This window comes from Coleofasciculus sp. C1-SOL-03 (assembly GCF_040220555.1).
Lineage (GTDB): Bacteria > Cyanobacteriota > Cyanobacteriia > Cyanobacteriales > Coleofasciculaceae > Coleofasciculus.
The window spans coordinates 1-17,446 of the sequence record NZ_JAVJUO010000209.1 but is presented as its reverse complement, the minus strand read 5'-3'; the positions used below and the strand labels follow the sequence as shown (position 1 = coordinate 17,446).

At 48.2% G+C, this 17,446-nt stretch carries 18 protein-coding genes; 12 read left to right on the top strand and 6 right to left on the bottom strand.

Going from position 1 to position 17,446, the window contains the following annotated elements; translation table 11 throughout:
• The 7 genes from RIE73_RS32025 to RIE73_RS31995 all read left to right on the top strand — a co-directional run.
• On the top strand, window positions 1–343 hold a 343-nt coding region (locus RIE73_RS32025), incomplete at its 5' end, for a zinc ribbon domain-containing protein (protein WP_446405014.1).
• Between the two features lie 25 nt (window positions 344–368).
• Window positions 369–1,652: a serine hydroxymethyltransferase gene (gene glyA, locus RIE73_RS32020; RefSeq protein WP_446405013.1), complete on the top strand. Its 1,284-nt coding sequence runs from the start codon at window positions 369–371 to the stop codon at window positions 1,650–1,652.
• A 126-nt stretch (window positions 1,653–1,778) separates the two neighbouring features.
• Complete coding sequence (locus tag RIE73_RS32015) at window positions 1,779–3,035, top strand: competence/damage-inducible protein A (protein ID WP_446405015.1); 1,257 nt, start codon at window positions 1,779–1,781, stop codon at window positions 3,033–3,035.
• 376 nt (window positions 3,036–3,411) lie between these two features.
• On the top strand, window positions 3,412–3,552 hold the full coding sequence (locus tag RIE73_RS32010) for a hypothetical protein (protein WP_446405012.1): 141 nt from the start codon (window positions 3,412–3,414) through the stop codon (window positions 3,550–3,552).
• Window positions 3,553–3,561: 9 nt separating this feature from the next.
• Window positions 3,562–4,035 carry a type II 3-dehydroquinate dehydratase gene (gene aroQ / locus RIE73_RS32005; protein WP_446405011.1) on the top strand — a complete coding sequence of 158 codons (474 nt, stop codon included), beginning with the start codon at window positions 3,562–3,564 and terminating at the stop codon, window positions 4,033–4,035.
• A complete protein-coding gene (locus RIE73_RS32000) occupies window positions 4,035–4,997 on the top strand; it encodes an ADP-ribosylglycohydrolase family protein (RefSeq protein ID WP_446405010.1) in 963 nt (320 codons plus the stop codon). Before aroQ ends, RIE73_RS32000 begins: the two co-directional genes overlap by 1 nt.
• Before the next feature lie 159 nt (window positions 4,998–5,156).
• The gene (locus RIE73_RS31995; RefSeq protein ID WP_446405009.1) at window positions 5,157–7,646 is read left to right on the top strand and encodes an HD family phosphohydrolase; all 2,490 of its coding nucleotides are present in this window, start codon (window positions 5,157–5,159) and stop codon (window positions 7,644–7,646) included.
• 104 nt (window positions 7,647–7,750) lie between these two features.
• On the opposite strand, the gene RIE73_RS31990 is transcribed toward RIE73_RS31995, so the two are convergent.
• From RIE73_RS31990 to RIE73_RS31980, 3 genes are all read right to left on the bottom strand, one after another.
• Window positions 7,751–8,074, bottom strand: a complete 324-nt coding sequence (locus RIE73_RS31990; RefSeq protein ID WP_446405008.1) for a hypothetical protein — start codon at window positions 8,072–8,074, stop codon at window positions 7,751–7,753.
• A gap of 275 nt (window positions 8,075–8,349) precedes the next feature.
• Window positions 8,350–8,511 carry an AAA family ATPase gene (locus tag RIE73_RS31985; RefSeq protein ID WP_446405007.1) on the bottom strand — a complete coding sequence of 54 codons (162 nt, stop codon included), beginning with the start codon at window positions 8,509–8,511 and terminating at the stop codon, window positions 8,350–8,352.
• Between the two features lie 26 nt (window positions 8,512–8,537).
• The gene (locus RIE73_RS31980; protein WP_446405006.1) at window positions 8,538–9,341 is read right to left on the bottom strand and encodes a GDSL-type esterase/lipase family protein; all 804 of its coding nucleotides are present in this window, start codon (window positions 9,339–9,341) and stop codon (window positions 8,538–8,540) included.
• On the opposite strand from RIE73_RS31980, the gene RIE73_RS31975 reads away from it, so the two are divergent.
• From RIE73_RS31975 to RIE73_RS31960, 4 genes are all read left to right on the top strand, one after another.
• Window positions 9,335–9,778 (top strand): hypothetical protein, encoded by a 444-nt coding sequence (locus RIE73_RS31975; protein ID WP_446405005.1) that lies wholly within the window; start codon window positions 9,335–9,337, stop codon window positions 9,776–9,778. The genes RIE73_RS31980 and RIE73_RS31975 overlap by 7 nt on opposite strands.
• A 177-nt stretch (window positions 9,779–9,955) precedes the next feature.
• Window positions 9,956–11,269 (top strand): cytosine deaminase, encoded by a 1,314-nt coding sequence (locus tag RIE73_RS31970; RefSeq protein WP_446405004.1) that lies wholly within the window; start codon window positions 9,956–9,958, stop codon window positions 11,267–11,269.
• Between the two features lie 205 nt (window positions 11,270–11,474).
• Entirely contained in the window at window positions 11,475–12,158 is a 684-nt protein-coding gene (gene queC, locus RIE73_RS31965; protein WP_446405003.1) for a 7-cyano-7-deazaguanine synthase QueC, read from the top strand.
• A gap of 19 nt (window positions 12,159–12,177) precedes the next feature.
• Window positions 12,178–13,530: an extracellular solute-binding protein gene (locus RIE73_RS31960; RefSeq protein WP_446405002.1), complete on the top strand. Its 1,353-nt coding sequence runs from the start codon at window positions 12,178–12,180 to the stop codon at window positions 13,528–13,530.
• A gap of 118 nt (window positions 13,531–13,648) precedes the next feature.
• Here RIE73_RS31960 and RIE73_RS31955 read toward each other — a convergent pair whose 3' ends face one another.
• The 3 genes from RIE73_RS31955 to RIE73_RS31945 form a co-directional block, all read right to left on the bottom strand.
• Entirely contained in the window at window positions 13,649–14,743 is a 1,095-nt protein-coding gene (locus RIE73_RS31955) for a serine/threonine protein kinase (RefSeq protein ID WP_446405001.1), read from the bottom strand.
• A 164-nt stretch (window positions 14,744–14,907) separates the two neighbouring features.
• Entirely contained in the window at window positions 14,908–15,819 is a 912-nt protein-coding gene (locus RIE73_RS31950; RefSeq protein WP_446405000.1) for a metallophosphoesterase, read from the bottom strand.
• 85 nt (window positions 15,820–15,904) lie between these two features.
• Complete coding sequence (locus RIE73_RS31945; protein ID WP_446392908.1) at window positions 15,905–16,969, bottom strand: ion channel; 1,065 nt, start codon at window positions 16,967–16,969, stop codon at window positions 15,905–15,907.
• 20 nt (window positions 16,970–16,989) lie between these two features.
• On the opposite strand from RIE73_RS31945, the gene RIE73_RS31940 reads away from it, so the two are divergent.
• Window positions 16,990–17,256: a hypothetical protein gene (locus RIE73_RS31940; protein WP_446404999.1), complete on the top strand. Its 267-nt coding sequence runs from the start codon at window positions 16,990–16,992 to the stop codon at window positions 17,254–17,256.
• Window positions 17,257–17,446 lie beyond the last annotated feature (190 nt).

Below are 17,446 nucleotides of genomic sequence, written 5' to 3'. Positions count from 1 at the left end.
TGACGTGTCTCAAATGGTGGTTAAGTCCACAAGAAAGCTCAGGTCTAAATCAGTTAGACAAATGCTGTCCTGGGCGCATTACCGCTTTGAGAGGTTTTTGAAGCACAAAGCGTTTGAGACGGGCAAAGTCGTACTTGATTGTAATGAAGCCTACACCAGCAAAACCGTAAGCTGGACAGGTGAAATCATTTATAATCTTGGTGGGAAAAAAGTCATTGTTGGTGGTGATGGATTTCGGATGGACAGGGACATCAATGGCGCTCGTGGGATTTTCCTACGAGCTTTGGGAGATATCCCCTCTCTAAGAGCTTGTCTGTTAGAGTGCATTGTTAGCATAAGTTAGCAAAATTATATCGGTATAGACGGACGTGACTCAAACGAACTTAGATTTTCTCGCCCAAACTGACCCAGAAGTCGCTGAGGGAATCAGCCAAGAACTCCAGCGTCAGCGTGACCATCTGGAACTGATTGCTAGTGAAAACTTTACCTCCCCAGCAGTACTGGCGGCTCAAGGATCAGTCTTAACCAATAAGTACGCTGAAGGCTTACCGGGAAAGCGCTACTATGGCGGTTGTGAATTCATCGACAAAGTAGAACAGCTTGCCATTGACCGGGCTAAACGGCTCTTTGGTGCGGCTCATGCTAATGTCCAACCCCATTCCGGCGCTCAAGCCAATTTTGCCGTATTCCTGGCGCTGCTCAAACCGGGAGATACGATTATGGGGATGGATTTATCCCATGGGGGACACCTCACCCATGGTTCGCCTGTGAATGTGTCCGGGAAGTGGTTTAAGGTTTGTCACTATGGCGTTAACGCTGACACCGAGCAACTGGATTATGATCAGGTGCGCGAACTTGCGCTTAAAGAACGCCCCCAGATGCTGATTTGTGGCTATTCGGCTTATCCGCGTATTATTGACTTTGAAAAATTCCGCAGCATTGCGGATGAAGTCGGGGCTTATCTGCTGGCGGATATTGCCCACATCGCGGGGTTAGTGGCGACGGGTCATCATCCCAATCCTATTCCTCATTGTGATGTTGTTACGACAACCACGCACAAAACCCTGCGGGGAACCCGAGGCGGTTTAATTCTTAGCCGTGATCCTGACATCGGCAAAAAGCTAGATAAAGCCGTGTTTCCGGGAAGTCAGGGCGGTCCATTGGAACATGCGATCGCGGCGAAAGCGGTGGCGTTTGGGGAAGCGTTACAACCCGCGTTCAAAGACTATTCGGCGAATGTGATTGAAAATGCCCAAGCCCTCGCCAGTCAACTGCAAAAACGGGGTTTGAAAATTGTCTCTGGCGGGACGGATAATCATTTAATGCTGGTGGATTTACGCTGTATTTCCATGACCGGAAAGCGGGCGGATCAACTGGTGAGTGGTGTGAATATTACCGCGAATAAAAATACGGTTCCCTTCGATCCAGAGTCTCCCTTTGTCACCAGTGGCTTACGTCTCGGTTCCCCGGCGATGACAACACGAGGGATGGGAGTGGCTGAATTTACCGAGATTGGCGATATTATTGCCGATCGCTTACTCAATCCAGAGGATGAAACCATCGCCGCTGATTGTCGGCGTCGCGTGGCTCAATTGTGCGATCGCTTTCCCTTATACCCCCATCTCACTATTCCTGTACCTACATTGGTGTAATTTTGTCATTTGTCATTCGTCATTTGTCATTCGTCATTCATCATTCCCTATTCCCCATTCCCTATTATCTATTCCCTGTCCCCTGTGTTAACCAAGGACAAAGGACAAATGACCAAGGACAAACCAATGAGCGCAGAAATCATTTGTGTTGGTACAGAGTTACTGCTAGGGGATATTCTGAATACGAATGCCCAGTTTTTAGCCCGTGAACTGGCAGATCTGGGTATTCCGCACTACTATCAAACCGTTGTGGGAGATAATCCCTCGCGGTTAAAGCAAGTCTTGGCAATGGCGTGCGATCGCTCGGCGATTCTGATTTTTACGGGGGGACTTGGACCGACGCCAGATGATTTGACCACGGAAACCTTAGCCGATTTCTTTAGCGTTCCGCTGATTGAGCAGTTCGACGTTATCGAGGATATTGCTCGCAAATTTGCTCAACGGGGGCGTCAAATGACGGCTAATAATCACAAGCAAGCCCTGATTCCCGAAGGTGCCCAGGTTTTACCGAACCCCAAGGGAACTGCACCGGGGATAATCTGGCAACCGCGCCCCGGTTTAACCATTCTGACCTTTCCCGGTGTTCCTAGTGAAATGCAGCGGATGTGGCAAGAAACGGCGGTTCCCTATCTCAAAGGTCAAGGTTGGGGACAACAAATTATCTACAGTCAAACCTTACGATTCTGGGGGATTGGGGAATCTGCCTTAGCCGAAAAAGTGGCGTCATTTTTTGACTCAACCAACCCCACCGTCGCCCCTTATGCTTCTCAGGGAGAAGTCCGGTTACGGGTTAGCGCCCGTGCGTCGTCTCAAGGGGAAGCAGTACAGGTCATTGAACCCGTTGTCAAGCAACTGAAACAGATGGCTGGGGCTGACTATTTTGGTGTGGATACAGATACCCTAGCCTCGGTTGTGGGTCAGCTATTAAAGGAAGTGAATCAAACTGTGAGTGTAGCCGAATCCTGTACGGGGGGCGGTGTAGGCAGCATGTTGACAGCCGTCCCGGGAAGTTCTGACTATTTTCGGGGTGGGATAATTTCCTATAGCAATGACGTGAAAGTGTCCTTACTGGGGGTTAAGTCATCGGATCTGGATAAATGGGGGGCAGTGAGTAAACCCGTCGCCCAACAAATGGCATTGGGAGTGCGATCGCGGCTGGCGACGGATTGGGGTATAAGTATTACCGGAATTGCTGGACCCGGTGGTGGTCATGAATCCAAGCCTGTAGGGTTAGTGTATATTGGTCTGGCGAAACCGGATGACAGCGTAGAGTGTTTTAAATACAACTTTGGAGGCGATCGCGATCGGGCTTCGATTCGTCACTGGAGTGCCTGTTATGCCCTAGACCAACTGCGACGCCGATTATTGAGAGGATTTAATTAAGTTAGATACCTGTGTCCTCTACCCTCTGCCTTCTGCTATAACTAAAAGTAGAGAAGCCAGAACCGTTGCGATCGCAGGATTGACTCCATATTCCTTTTAGGGGATAGCTAGGCTTTGGGGTTCTGTGTTATGCTAAACGTTAAGAAATGCAACAGATGGGTTGCAAAGATCCAGAGGGTGTATAAAACAAGGAAAACTGCTTAGTTTAATAGTGGCGTCATCGTCGTCTTAACGCAGGCAGGATTTCCACTAAAGCGCCCAACACTCAAAGCGCCCAAGAGTTCACAAAGTAGTGCGGAGAAAGGCTTCAAGCACTCGTCCTGTTGTTAAGACGGTTAAAAACCGATTAAGTTGTCTCACAGGAGCATTCAGTTTAATGGATTATATAGAAAAGGTGTTGGAAAAACTGAAAGAATGGGCACGCAAGCTGGTTGAAACCCTCTTAGGTCCTGAACCCCAGCCAGAACCCGAACCAATTCCCATACCCGTTAATAATCCACGACGTCGTTCCCGGTAATTTGTTAACGTGCCGAACGAAACTCGGAGTTCTTTCAGTATTCTCGTGCTGCATGGTCCAAACTTGAATCTCCTAGGACTCCGGGAGCCTGGTATTTATGGGTCTGTGACCTTGGCAGACATCAACCAACTCCTGCAAAAGGAGGCGAGTTCCCGATCGTGCCAAATTGAGACGTTACAGTCCAACCATGAAGGGGTCTTAGTGGATGCCATCCAAGCCGCGAGAACCGAACATCATGGGATATTAATCAATGCGGGTGCTTATACTCATACCAGCGTAGCCCTGCGCGATGCCTTAGCTGCCGTAGCCATGCCTGTGGTGGAAGTGCATCTGAGTAATATCTATCAGCGAGAACCGTTTCGACATCATTCCTTCATTGCCCCCATAGCTGTGGGTCAAATCAGCGGTTTTGGCGCTGAAAGTTATCGCTTGGGACTCCTCGCTCTCGTCCATACCCTGAAAACAGGGTCAAGGGCAAAGTAATGCAGCATTCTCTTCTATGCCGATTTCAAGGAGCATTACTGGGTAGCTTGATCGGTGAGCTGGTCAGCTATCACCGTGATCCAGGATGCGGGAATTCAGTTGGCAGGAAATCGCTTCAGTTCGCCGCCAGCCAATCCAACCTCGGTAGTCCTAAATTCTCAGCTTGGAGTAAAATCGCCACTTGTGGAATTGAGAGTTTAATTGACACAGGCAGGCTAACTATAGACGATTGGATCATTCGCTGTCGCCAAACTCAACCCTCACTTCTAGAATTGAAAGGGACAGCAAAAAGCAGTGAAGTAGCCGTGTCAACTCTGCATCTGGCGCTTTTTTTTCACGAAAATCAAGAATGGTTACGGCAAAGTCTAGTTCAGGCGGCGGCAATTTGGCAGGTTGAAACCCATACCTCGGCTGGGATATTGGCAATCGCGATCGCCATAGCTGTGACTCTCACCGACACCCTTAACCCAACCACCCTGATGCCCCACATCCTCAGCGGCTTGGGGACAGAGCAAACCGTATTAACGAACCGATTACAACAGGTTCAAACTCTCATCGAAGCCGGGGTAGATTTAGAAACCACCACCACTCAACTGCGACGTCCACCAGACAATCTCGGTAATAGGGAGGATGCTTCAGATATGGCGATCGCTTTAGCCTTTTATTGTTTCCTCTATACACCCGAAGATTTTCGTCTCTGTGTCAGCCGTGCCGTTGGTAGCGGTTACCAAACCCCAATTACGGCAGCTTTGACAGGGGCATTAGCGGGTGTTTATAACGGTATCAACGGGATTCCAGTAAGCTGGCGAGTTGCTGCCCTAAAACTTCCGGTATTCATCCAGAGGCGACAATTAACGGATCAATTACTTGCCATTTGGCTGGGGGTTTACAATCAAAACCAAATCAATGGTCGGTACAAACAAGCAGCCATTGCTGCACCGGATATCATTCAACGTCGTTGATCAGGTATGGGTGGGTCAGTTAGGGTTGGTCAGCAAAAAAGCGCTAAACTCAAACATGACAGGCAACTAATTTAAACCCCATGAACTAACCACGAATCCCAACCCGTCTGCCTCGCGGTTTCACCGCCACCGCTCACCTAAATAGGCAACTCTTCTGCTATGAAAACGCTCCACTCGTTGACGCAACAACTAAATCACCTGCGGCAAAAATCTGAGCAATTTCGTACCATCCTTCCATTCGTTGGATCGGATGGTCATCTTTCCCCTGAACAAAAAAAGCCAGGTCATTGGTCAAAACAAACACTTCCCTTCTGGGGGACAAAAGGCAATCCACCCCCCTCCGGGAAGCGGCAAGGGCGTTCGCCGATCATGTTTGTCTTAGCCGTCGTTTCCCTCACCAGCGTGATGGGAAACCGCTTTTACAATCAACCCACCCTGGATGTTGGCAGAGAAGCCCCCTATACCATCCGCGCTCGCTTTGATGCCAGTGTGGAGGATACTAAAACCACAGAAGAAAAACGCAAAGAGGCTCGGACGGGGTCGTTCCCGGTTTTAAAGATTGACGAATCTCTGAACCAACAGATCAATCAAAACCTACAGGAATCATTGGAGAAAATAGACCAATGGCGACAAGTCAGTGGTGCGTTTCCTTTCGCTCCAACCTCTGTGTTGTCCCTCTCCACCCAGCAATATCTGCGCCAGAGTGAAGCCTGGGAATGGCAAGCGATTGTGGCTTTCGTCGAAGACAATGCTCCGGTCAACCCCTTTGAGCCGGGAGTGTTGATCCCTAACCGAGAAAAAGCTCCGTTGACGCGGGAGTTTTCCCAAGCGGTGAGCGAATTGCAGAGTTACCGTCAATTAGCGTCTGCCGAAGCCTTCTCTGAGTTAATCCAGACAGCCAGTAAAGCCCGTCAGGGATACCAAAAGGCATCGGCTCAATTGTCATCAACTGGAACCCCGGACTCAATGCCTGCCTACGATGTGTCCGTACTGGATCTGTCTGATTCAACTTGGCAGAAAACTCGCCAGGGAATTGAGGGCGTCACTCGCCACATTCTCACCCAAGGGATTCCACCTGGACTGCCACCGGATCTATTAGAAAATGCGGTAACGGTGCAGGTGAGTACGTTGATTCCGGCTGAGGCGCAACCCTTAGCGATTGAACTCCTGAGCCATAACTTAAAACCTAATCTAATTGAAGACACTGAACAAACCAAACGCAGGGCAGAACAAGCGGCTCGATCAGTAGAGCCTGTGATGGTGACGGCGCAAAAAGGAGACGTGATTGTGGAAGCGGGGGAGGAAATTACCCAAGCGGATTTTGTGCTGCTGGATCACTATGGCTTGAGTCGTCGTGAAATTAACTGGATCGGGTTGATTGGATTTGGCGGTTTGGTCACCGGGGCGGTGGGTATTTTTTGGTTGGTAGAACGTCGAGTTCATCCCCCTCTACGGCGACGAGATCATATTTTGGTGCTGCTGTTGAGTTTAAGTACACCCGTCTTGGCACTCTTGGGGGGGCAATATAATAGCCTGCCCGCGATCGGGTTGTTAGTGGGGAGTTTCTATGGGTTAAGCTTGGGGGCAACGGTGGTGACGCTGTTGACCGGGTTGGTGACGTTTAGCATGGAGGTAAGCTGGGAATTTTTAATCGCGGGGGGTACCGGGGGTTTAGTTGGGGCGTTGCTGGCGGGACGGATGCGATCGCGTGAGGAATTGGCGTTGTTAGGTGGGGCGGTGGGCTTGACCCAGGGCAGCGTTAATCTCGTCCTAAATCTGATTATGAGTGCCAGTGCTGGCACAATTTGGTATGCGGTACTACCGGGTGCGGCGCTTTATGGGGTATCGGGATTAGCCTGGAGTATTGTGGCGCTGGGACTCTCCCCTTATTTAGAACGTTTGTTTGATTTGGTGACGCCAATTCGGTTAGCGGAGTTGTCCAATCCTAACCGTTCGTTGCTCAAACGGTTAGCCACCGAAGCGCCGGGAACCTTTCAACATACCTTGTTTGTTGCCTCCTTAGCCGAAGCCGCCGCCCGGGAACTTCACTGTAATGTGGAACTGGTACGGGCAGGAACTCTGTATCACGATATTGGTAAAATGCATGATCCGTTGGGATTTATTGAAAATCAAATGGGGGGTCCCAACAAGCATGATCAAATTAACGACCCCTGGAAGAGTGCCGCGATTATTAAAAAGCATGTCTCTGAAGGGTTAGTTATGGCTCGTAAGCATCAGTTACCGCAAGCAATTCGGGATTTTATTCCCGAACACCAGGGCAAACTGCTGATTTCCTATTTTTACTTTCAAGCCAAACAACGCGCTCAGGAAAAAGGGGAAGAGTCAGTGAACGAAGCAGACTTTCGCTACGATGGACCGATTCCTCAGTCGCGAGAAACAGGGATTGTCATGCTAGCCGATGCTTGTGAAGCGGCGCTGCGATCGCTTAAGGATGTTACTCCGGACACGGCTTTAATTACGGTGAAGAAAATCCTCAAAGCCCGGTGGCAAGATAATCAGTTAGTTGATTCTGGGTTAACGAAAGAAGAATTATCGACTGTCGCCGAAGTCTTTGTCAAAGTTTGGCAACAGTGCAATCATCAGCGGATTGCTTATCCTAAAGCTGCCCTGAGTTGTCAACCTAACTAGGGGCTGCTGAATAAGTTTTGTGGTGGGGTTAGAGAGCTGGGGAAGCAATGTAGAGACGTGCCATGGCACTATGGCGAGCTGGGAGACAAAATTTCTATTCCCTCCTACTTATCCTGAGAATCAATGGCGACAATTCGATCATAAGCCACCCATACTTCGGTTCCGGGTTCTAATTGATGCAGTTTCCAACGCGCAACGGGAATTGTTTTCCGTTCACCATTGTCCATTTCAATCGTGGCAAGATTAGAGGCGCGGCTGACAACTTTCCCGGGTTCGGGTTGCACAGGTTCCGCTGCGGTGGTATTAGGAGTATTGGGGGTGAGTGGACGTTCGTCAAGGGGACGTGCGATCGCAGAAGTCCCCGCAACGGCACAGAGTACAGCACTTAGTATTGTACCTGTTAGGAGTTTGGGTGTGGAAATTCGCATATAAACCTTTGTTAATTCGGCAACGGGTTAATTTTGTTCTGGAATTAAACCTATCTTTTAGCTTAGAAATTCCCAGGCAATGAAATCATGACTCGAATGATAGATGTTTGCTCTGATGCGTAAGTTGGAAAAAAAAGAGACGGATATCTATCTTTTGGGGGTTGACTTTACAGCGCTTTTCAAGTTAGCGGGGTACACAGATAGATCCCCAACTTCTTGAAGAAGTCGGGGATTTTGCTTAGAGACTTTACCTCATCAACCTGAAATTTGCTGTATCAAATGGGAATGTCAATAATTTCTTCGGGATAGAGTTGGGAGAGTAGGTCATCTTCAACTAGCAAAATGGCATTATGGTCATTGGCTAGCTGTTTGGCTAAGGTTGATTTTCCGGCTGCCATTTTTCCACAAAATAAATAGAGAGTGGCTTGGTTGTTCATTTAGGGGTGTCTCTCTGTTCAGGTACTTATTGGTTGACGTAGAGGGAAACAGTTTTCGCCCAGTTGAGGTATCCTTTGCCGTTTAAATGTACGCCGTCAATCGTATATACTGGGTCAAGTTGTTTCTGATCGTTGGTAAAGTGTTGATGTAAATCAATGTAAGTATAGGAGAATTCGCTGGCGAGGTCTTGAAGGTGGCGGTTGACGGCAATAATATCGGAGTTGTTGACTTTTATGGAATAGTCGATGGTATTCATGGGTAATAGGCTTTGAATAAAGACTTGAGTTTCTGGGGTTTGCTGTTGAATTTGCTCTAGGATGAGGCGATAGTTTTGGGCGATTTTGTTGGCGGGTTTCTTTTCATTCCATAAGTCATTGGCGCCAATCATTAGAAAGAGCTTTTGGGGCTGGGAGGCGGTGATTTCATCGAGGCGATTAAGGACGCCATCGGTGGTGTCTCCCGATATGCCGCGATTACGGATATCAGCCTTTCCTAGGAGTTCTGACCATTCGCCTTGATCGGTGAGACTATCGCCGATGAAGATAATTTCTGATTCTGAGTTGGGCATTTGTTCAAACATCTGTTTTCGCATTTGGTGATAGTTGGATTGGTAGGTGTTGCGGCGACGGGTTATGGTTATGGTTTGTTCGATTTGTTGATTAAAGGGGAGTTTACTGATTAGGTAGGGAATGCCGCCTCTGCGAATGATTAAGATGCTGAAGAGGAGGATAAAGAGTAAGTTTAGGCTGAGGGATGTCCAAAGGATTAGGGAATTTTTGGTAGTCATGGGGAATTGGGAAGCAGGGGGAGCAATGTAGAGACGTGCCATGGCAGGTCTGGGAGCAGGGGAAGCCTAATGTAGGGGCGGGTTTAGGGACAATTGTAGGGGCGGGTTTAGGGACAATTGTAGGGGCGGGTTTAGGGACAATTGTAGGGGCGGGTTTAGGGACAATTGTAGGGGCGGGTTTAGGGACTAAATTCAGATATTCACCGATAACGGAACAACAAAACCCGCCCTCCTCACCGATAACCGAACAACAAAACCCGCCCTCTTCACCGATAACGGAACAACAAAACCCGCCCTCCTCACCGATAACCGAACAACAAAACCCGTCCTCCTCACCGATAACGGAACAACAAAACCCGCCCTCCTCACCGATAACCGAACAACAAAACCCGCCCTCCTCACCGATAACCGAACAACAAAACCCGCCCTCCTCACCGATAACCGAACAAGAATATATGCCATATTTTACCAATGAATGAAGGGCAAAAACTGCCTGGTCTTACCAATGACTGATCAATACAATCTGCCCTTTTTCTGTAGGGATTGGTTTTACTGATAAGGTGGTGTTGATGTTCTGATCATTGGATAGGCTAAAGCCCTTACTACAAACTACGGACGAGGATATAATATTTTAGGTGCTTTGAGGGGGAAAGTTGATGAGTGTGATTCCATCAGAAGGGTGCTATTGGCTGAAAAATGCCCATGTGCCACTCTCAATGTTACAGGTTCAGGATCAATCGATTTTGGAGAATCGAACGCCTGAGGGGTTGTGTTTAGTAGATATTCAGGTGGCTGAGGGGAAGGTGGCGCAAGTTGTGCGGGCGAATTCTCAGCCGATGGGAAATACGGCGGTGATGGATGTGCAGGGGGGACAGGTTTGGGCAGGTTTTGTGGATATGCATACCCATCTGGATAAGGGTCATATTTGGCAACGCACGCCGAATCCAGATGGGACGTTTGATCAGGCGTTGGAGAGGGCGAAGCAGGATAGTTTGCGGTATTGGCAAGCTGAGGATGTTTATCGCCGGATGGAGTTTGGGTTGAAGTGTAGTTACGCCCACGGAACTCAGGCGATTCGTACCCACATTGATGCGTTTGGGGAACAGGCGGCGATTAGTTTTGGCGTGTTTAAGCAGTTACAGCAGGAGTGGGCGAATCGATTGGTTTTGCAGGCGGTGGCTTTGGTGTCGCTGGATTATTATCTGACGCCGGAAGGGGTGAAGTTGGCAGATTTGGTGGCGGAAGTGGGGGGTGTTTTGGGGGGTGTGGCGTATATGAATCCGGATATTGAGGCGCAGTTGGATCAGGTGTTTCGGCTGGCGCAGGAACGGGATTTGGCGTTGGATTTTCATGTGGATGAGACGGATGATCCGGATTCGATGTGTTTAAGGAGGGTGGCGGAGGCGGCGTTGCGGTGTCAGTTTGGACGACAAATTGTCTGTGGACATTGTTGTAGTTTGGCGGTGCAGTCGCCGGAACAGGTGGCGGAGACGTTGGCGCTGGTGAAGGACGCGGGGATTGGGGTGGTGAGTTTACCGTTGTCGAATCTGTATTTACAGGATCGGAGGTTGGGGAGAACACCGCGTTGGCGCGGGGTGACGCTGATTCAGGAGTTACAGGAATATGGGATTCCGGTGGCGTTGGCGAGTGATAATTGTCGTGATCCCTTTTTTGGGTTTGGGGATCATGATCTATTGGAGGTGTTTAATCAAGGGGTAAGAGTTGCCCATTTGGATATGTTGTATCAGGAATCTCCGGCGATGGTGACGAAAACGGCGGCGGATTTGATCGGGTTGGGGAATGTGGGGCGGATTGGTGTGGGTTTGGCGGCGAATTTGGTTTGGTTTAAGGGACGCAGTTATAGTGAATTGTTATCACGTCCGCAGTGCGATCGCGTGGTGATTCGCGAGGGGAATATGATCGATACGACGTTGCCTGATTATAGGGAATTAGATTCGTTGGGTTCTTAGTTAGGGGTAAGCCTTCAAAAATCAAAAAATAGAAAAAAGCCTTGAAACTCTTTACCATTGCCCATTGCCCATTACCCATTGCCCATTGCCCATTGCCCATTCCCGAAAATTATCAGATTTTTGGACACGACTCAAATAGGATTGCTATATTGTACCACTCGCGTTAAACAGCTAATAAGCAAAAGATGAGTATCTGAAGGTGAAGATGTCGAAAGCCGTAGTTTTATTGTCTGGTGGATTAGATTCGTCTACAGTCCTCTATCAAGCAAAGGCAGAGGGCTATGAGTGTTATGCGATATCCTTTGATTATCAACAACGACATCAGCGGGAACTAGAATCGGCGATCGCAATCGCTAAATGTGCGGGTGTCCAAGATCATCAGGTGGTACGCTTTGACTTGCGCCAGTGGGGAGGGTCAGCCTTAACCGATGATACCCTCGATTTGCCCCAGACGCGATCGCTCCAGCAGATGTCTCAGAGTATCCCGATTACCTATGTCCCCGCCCGCAATACCATTTTTTTGAGTTTTGGGCTATCTTATGCCGAAGCGATCGGGGCTACAGTCCTCTATCTGGGGGTTAATGCGTTAGATTATTCCGGTTACCCCGATTGCCGTCCTGATTATATCCAAGCCATGCAGGAAGTCTTTCGCCTCGGCACAAAACAAGGGCGGGAGGGAACACCGATTCAGATTCTCACTCCCCTCGTTCAGCTCAGGAAAACAGAAATTATCGAGTTAGGCAATAAATTCGGAGTGCCTTGGCAAGAAACCTGGTCTTGCTATGCTGGGGATGAGTTGGCTTGTGGTGTCTGTGATTCTTGTCGCTTGCGGCTTGCTGCTTTTGCTGAACTTGGACTAAACGATCCCTTGGCTTATAAAAAGTATTGAGTATGGAGGGGCGGTTGTTATGAAAACTAAGCAACTTTTAAACAAACTGGGGCAATTTAGCCGACGACTTAATTCTCGAATTATCTGGGCTTATGTTGCCGTTATCCAGGTTTTACTTTTAATACTCATCTATTTAAGCTGGCCCCCCACACATTTAACCTTATTTGTTCCGGCTGACGAAGCCTCAGCTTGGCAATCGTTAATCACGGATTTTCACCAGAGCCATCCCAAAATCCGGATTAACTTGAGAACCCGAACGAATCTGGCAGGTGATATAACCTATCGGCTAAAGGAAGATTTTGTTCGGGAGTGTCAAGCCGGGAATTCACTTTATGATTTAGTGTATACAGATATTATCTGGATGCCAGAGTTTGCGGCTAAGGGGTGTCTGGTTAATTTATATGAATGGACGGCGAAAGAAGACCTCTTAAAGGCAGGATTTTTACCGAGTGCGATTGATGCCGGAGAATATCAAGGTCAGCTCTATCGGATGCCTTTGCGTTCTGATATTGGTCTCCTCTACTATCGCAAAAATTTACTGGGTAATACTCAGCCACCTGCAACCTTACAGCAATTGACAGCCCTGGCTAAACGTTGGAAAAATCAAGGAAACTATCAAGGTGTTTATCTATGGCAGGGATGGCGGTATGAAGGATTGGTCGCTACTTTTGTTGAGGTATTAAACAGCTATGGGGGATTCTGGATTAAGCCGGACAGTTTAGAGGTGGGATTGGATCAACCGGAGGCTAAACAAGCGGTTCAGTTTTTACTCAATACAATTCGAGAAAATATTTCATCTCCAGAAGTTATCTTATACAGCGAACAGGAATCCTTGGAAACGTTTAACCAAGATCAGAATACGATATTCCTGCGCCAGTGGCCCTATGTATGGAACCAATTTACTGATCCCGCGAATATCGGCGTACAAGTCTTGAATCTTTCAAGCAATCCTAATGCTAATAGTTTACGTCCAAGTGGCTGTAATGGGAGTTGGGGCTTAGGCATCGCGGAGAATTCAAAGCATCCACATAAAGCCTGGAAAGCGATTCAATATTTTACCAGTCAAGCCGCCCAGAAAAAATTGATTTTGGAGAAAGGATATTTGCCTAGTCGAGAAGTCTTATTTGATGACCCAGAAATTACGGCGAAATATCCCTATTTGCCTTCTTTAAAAGAAGCCGTCAAAAATTCAATATTGCGCCCTCCTCTTCCTGAGTATGCTCAAGCCTCTTTCATCTTGCAGAAATATCTGAGTAAATTAATTACCAGAACCGCCCTTGCCCAACAAGTTGACGATAATGAGATAACTAGACTGATGCAGGAAGCTACAGATGAAACGCGCCAACTGTTACAATTAGGGGTTGCTGAATAAGTTGTGAGGTGAGGGGGAGATGGGGAAGATGAGGAAGATGAGGGAGATGGGGAAGATGAGGAAGATGAGGAAGATGGGGAAGATGAGGAAGATGAGGGAGATGCCCTATGGTTTCCATTCAACCTCTGGGCATCAACAGAACATTCCCTTGAGGAGACAACTGCCGTTGGTGCTGTTGGTAGGCTTGTAACCAAAGAACTCCTGATACTAATAAAATTGAGAAAATGCCGAGATTTAGAATCATTAATCCGAGGGGAAGTGGAGATGTTTTGGGTATATCTGGATGAGGAAGCGGTTGTTTTTGAAAATGCTGCAAAATAAAGGCAGCATTGGGCGGTCTACGATGGACAAAAGGTGCCATAAAATAGTCCAGCCATTCGACTAAGGGGGCAGAAATTTTGCGCGTATGCTTGCGCCACATTAATTCACCTGTTTTATGGTCGGTTTCTAGTTCTAAAGGATGTTTACCCGTCAGTAAATGGACAAAGGTACGTCCTAAGGCATAGAGATCTGATTGAGGAACAGCATTACCGTTGATTTGTTCAGGTGGGGTATAACCCGGTGAAAAAACCCCTTCTCCAGTTACATCTTTTCCCATTAGTCGTTGGACAACTGTACCCGTCATTTGGCACACGGTTCCAAAATCAATTAGCACCAGTTGACCATTGGGTCGCAGCATAATATTTGAGGGTTTAATATCCCGATGGAAATATTGCTCTTGGTGCAGTGTATCTAATATATCGAGTAACTGTTTTAGCCATTCAATAGCGTTGGCTTCGGAAATGGGTTGATTATGTTTGAGCCATGATCGTAAATTTACCCCCTCCACTTTTTCCATAACTAAACAATGGAGAGGTCGGGAACGGCGGGAGACAGAAACGGTAAAGTAATCGTCTTCGGGTTGAACTTTAGGAATGCCTGGATGGTTAAGTTTCTTTAAAATTTCGGATTCTTGTCTAAACAGACGAACTAAGGTGGAATTGTTCCGGGTTAAAACTTTCAGCACTTTATGTTTTGCCCCTTTGATTGCCGCCTCTGCTGCCAAATCCTGGACTTCAAAGATTTTGGTGGGATTGGGTGCGTCTAGGGGTCGAAGGGGTTTCAGCAGCCGATATCGACTGTTGATGGTTAATGGGGTGTCACAGCCTTGGCAGTATTCCAGATACTCAGGATTTTCCCGTTGGTCGCACTTAGGGTTGATACAGTAGCTCATCGGATTTCCAGGGTGGGTTGAGATGACTTCTTAAAATTAACATCTACCTCCCGGAATAAATTAATCTTAGGACTTACGCCCAGACCCAATCTCTTACATAAGCGTAGCTTGCTTCTTTTCGGGTAGCGAGTTCTCCACCGTTAACTTTAATTGTTCCCACCTACTTATTGAGCCTGGAGAGTAAATAGAGTGACCTCTGGAGAACAGTTGAGTCGTATGGGCAGATCGCTAAAGCCAATCCCACGATTAACATAGAGCTTATTACCTGAGGCGCCATAGCCGTCACTCCAACCATCGACATGTTCCCAGTTTTTAGCTAATGCTAACCAAGACCATTGGGGTGTGAAGGGTAGGCGAATTTGTCCGCCATGAGTGTGTCCTGCAACGGCTACAGGTGCGGTATTGGCAGGTAAAGCTAGAAATGATTTGGGATTGTGCATCATTACAATTCTGGGATTGGTGGATGGCACTTGCGCGATCGCCTCTTTTGGTTGATCCTGGTTTGCCAGATGGGAACCAATGCCGACTAAATAAAACGAGTTGGTGTTTCCGTCACTGAGATTTTCTCCAGAGTTTCCCGGTGGAGGTAATTGGACAGCTTGGTTTTCCAGAACCTCTATGCCAACGTCTTCCAACGCCGCCTCCAACCGCGCCGCTAACTGCTCTTTGGGTGGAGTATCCAGGCTAATCATACCGTAGTCGTGATTCCCTAATACGGCATAGGTGGGAATATTGGCTTCGGGTAAGGGACGGACTAAATCAACGATGTTAGCAATTTCTGGGTCTGTGCCTTTAAAGGCATGGTAAATAAAGTCACCGCTAATCAGGACGACACTAGGGCGTTCTTCTATCAGTTTGGCGATACTACGACGGACAGTGGGGGTATTATCTAGCCACATTCCGTATTGAAAATCGGAAATTAATCCAATTCGTTGGTCTTGCCAAGCTGTAGGAAGATTGGGAATGACGGCAACTTCTTCTTCTGTGTCGAGGATATAAGGCTCAACCAAGCCCCAAATTAAAAGGATACAGAATAGTCCGACTAAACCTAAGAGAATATACTTGATTTTTTTCATGGTTCATTGTTGATTGGTAATCCTCTCCCCTAGCTCCCAGACGCGCCATGGCGCGTCTCTACAAGTTCCCCTTCCTGTTGCCTAATCAATGCAATATTACTTTGTCAATCGTCGTCTGGTCATCTAAGGGGGTAGCCCGATTAGTGGTTTGGCTGGAGGCGATCGCATCCCAAACCCAGCCGTCATTGTGAATCAGTGCCAATAGCAGCCGTCGGCGTTTGGTGACGTGTTTGGTGGCGTCCCAGAATTGGCGATCGCTAACCGTGGGAATCCCGTGTTTCCTGAGTCGTTCCAGGGGGGGAAGCGGTGGGTTTTCCGAGGCGGGTTCTAAGTAAGCGGATTTAAGGGTTTTCAAATAAGCCGCACTTGCCCGACGTGCTGCACCTAGCGCCGCTGGATCGGGTTGATTGGACGTTTTGACACCATATTCTAAGATAGTTAGCGCTTCATCAAGAGCCACTAAACTCAAAATGATCGAGCGAGAGCGTTCGATGCTGTGGAAATAATGAAGAATCGGGTAAGTTAGATGGCGTTCTCCCTGTTGGGCGAGCATGGGCGTCAAAGCAATTAAATGCTGGTCAAATTGCCCAAAATCTTTGCCATTCCAGGCTCTGACCAGAATTTCGTCAGCCGTACCACCGAGAGCGGAAATATAAACCGCGAGTTGGCGTTGCTGAGTCGCGGCTGAAACAACAGGTAAGAGATAGGCGATTGCCAAGGTAACTAAAAAGAACCCATTCACCGAAGCAATTGCGGTGGCAATTTGCCAAACTGCACCTTGAGGACTATAACTCCCCATGCCTAGGGTAGAGATGGTATAACCGACAAAGTAAATTCTTTCTAACGTAGTGGCGGGAAGTTTTTTCGGCGTTACCACAGCCGTTTCATCGGCGCTAAACAATAATGTCCATCCCGCCCACGTTAAGGTAAACCAAAGCACGGTAACACTAACGATAACTATCCAGCCTGTAACTAGCAATAAACGGTGATGGGAACGCCAGCGATGAATCTTAAGCGCGATTCTCCATAGCCAAGCCGAGAGTCTGCTGGTTAGAGGTCCTCCTCCGCCCACTGTCAGTGTGGTGATCAGGACATCAATGGAGACAATGATGAGAATGAGCAGTCCGGAAATGACTAGCAGAATCGACATAAGGGAAATTAAAACAGTCCATGCGATCGCAGGTTACCTCACCCCAAGGAAAAAAACCTGCATCTGAGGGAATAGGTAGGGGTGTGGGGTGTCGGGTGTCGGGTGTCGGGTGTTGGGTGTCGGGTGTCGGGTTTCGGGTTTCGGGTTTCGGGTGTGGGGTGTGGGGTGTCGGGTGTCGGGTGTCGGGTGTCGGGTGTGGGGTGTCGGGTGTCGGGTGTGGGGTGTCGGGTGTCGGGTGTCGGGTGTCGGGTGTCGGGTGTGGGGGAAATCTTTCCTTGAGCCGATAACGTTACTAAACCCACTGTGTTGGGATCAAATCTAAGCCTAGAGAGAGGGGATTCCTGACTAGGGTTAACTAACAGTCCGTAAATATCTAGACAATTAGTGACATAACTGGACATTTTCTGTGATATAATCAGGCAATGTCTAGTTTAACCCCCAACAAGCAGCTACTCGACTTTGTGTGACGGTCTTGCA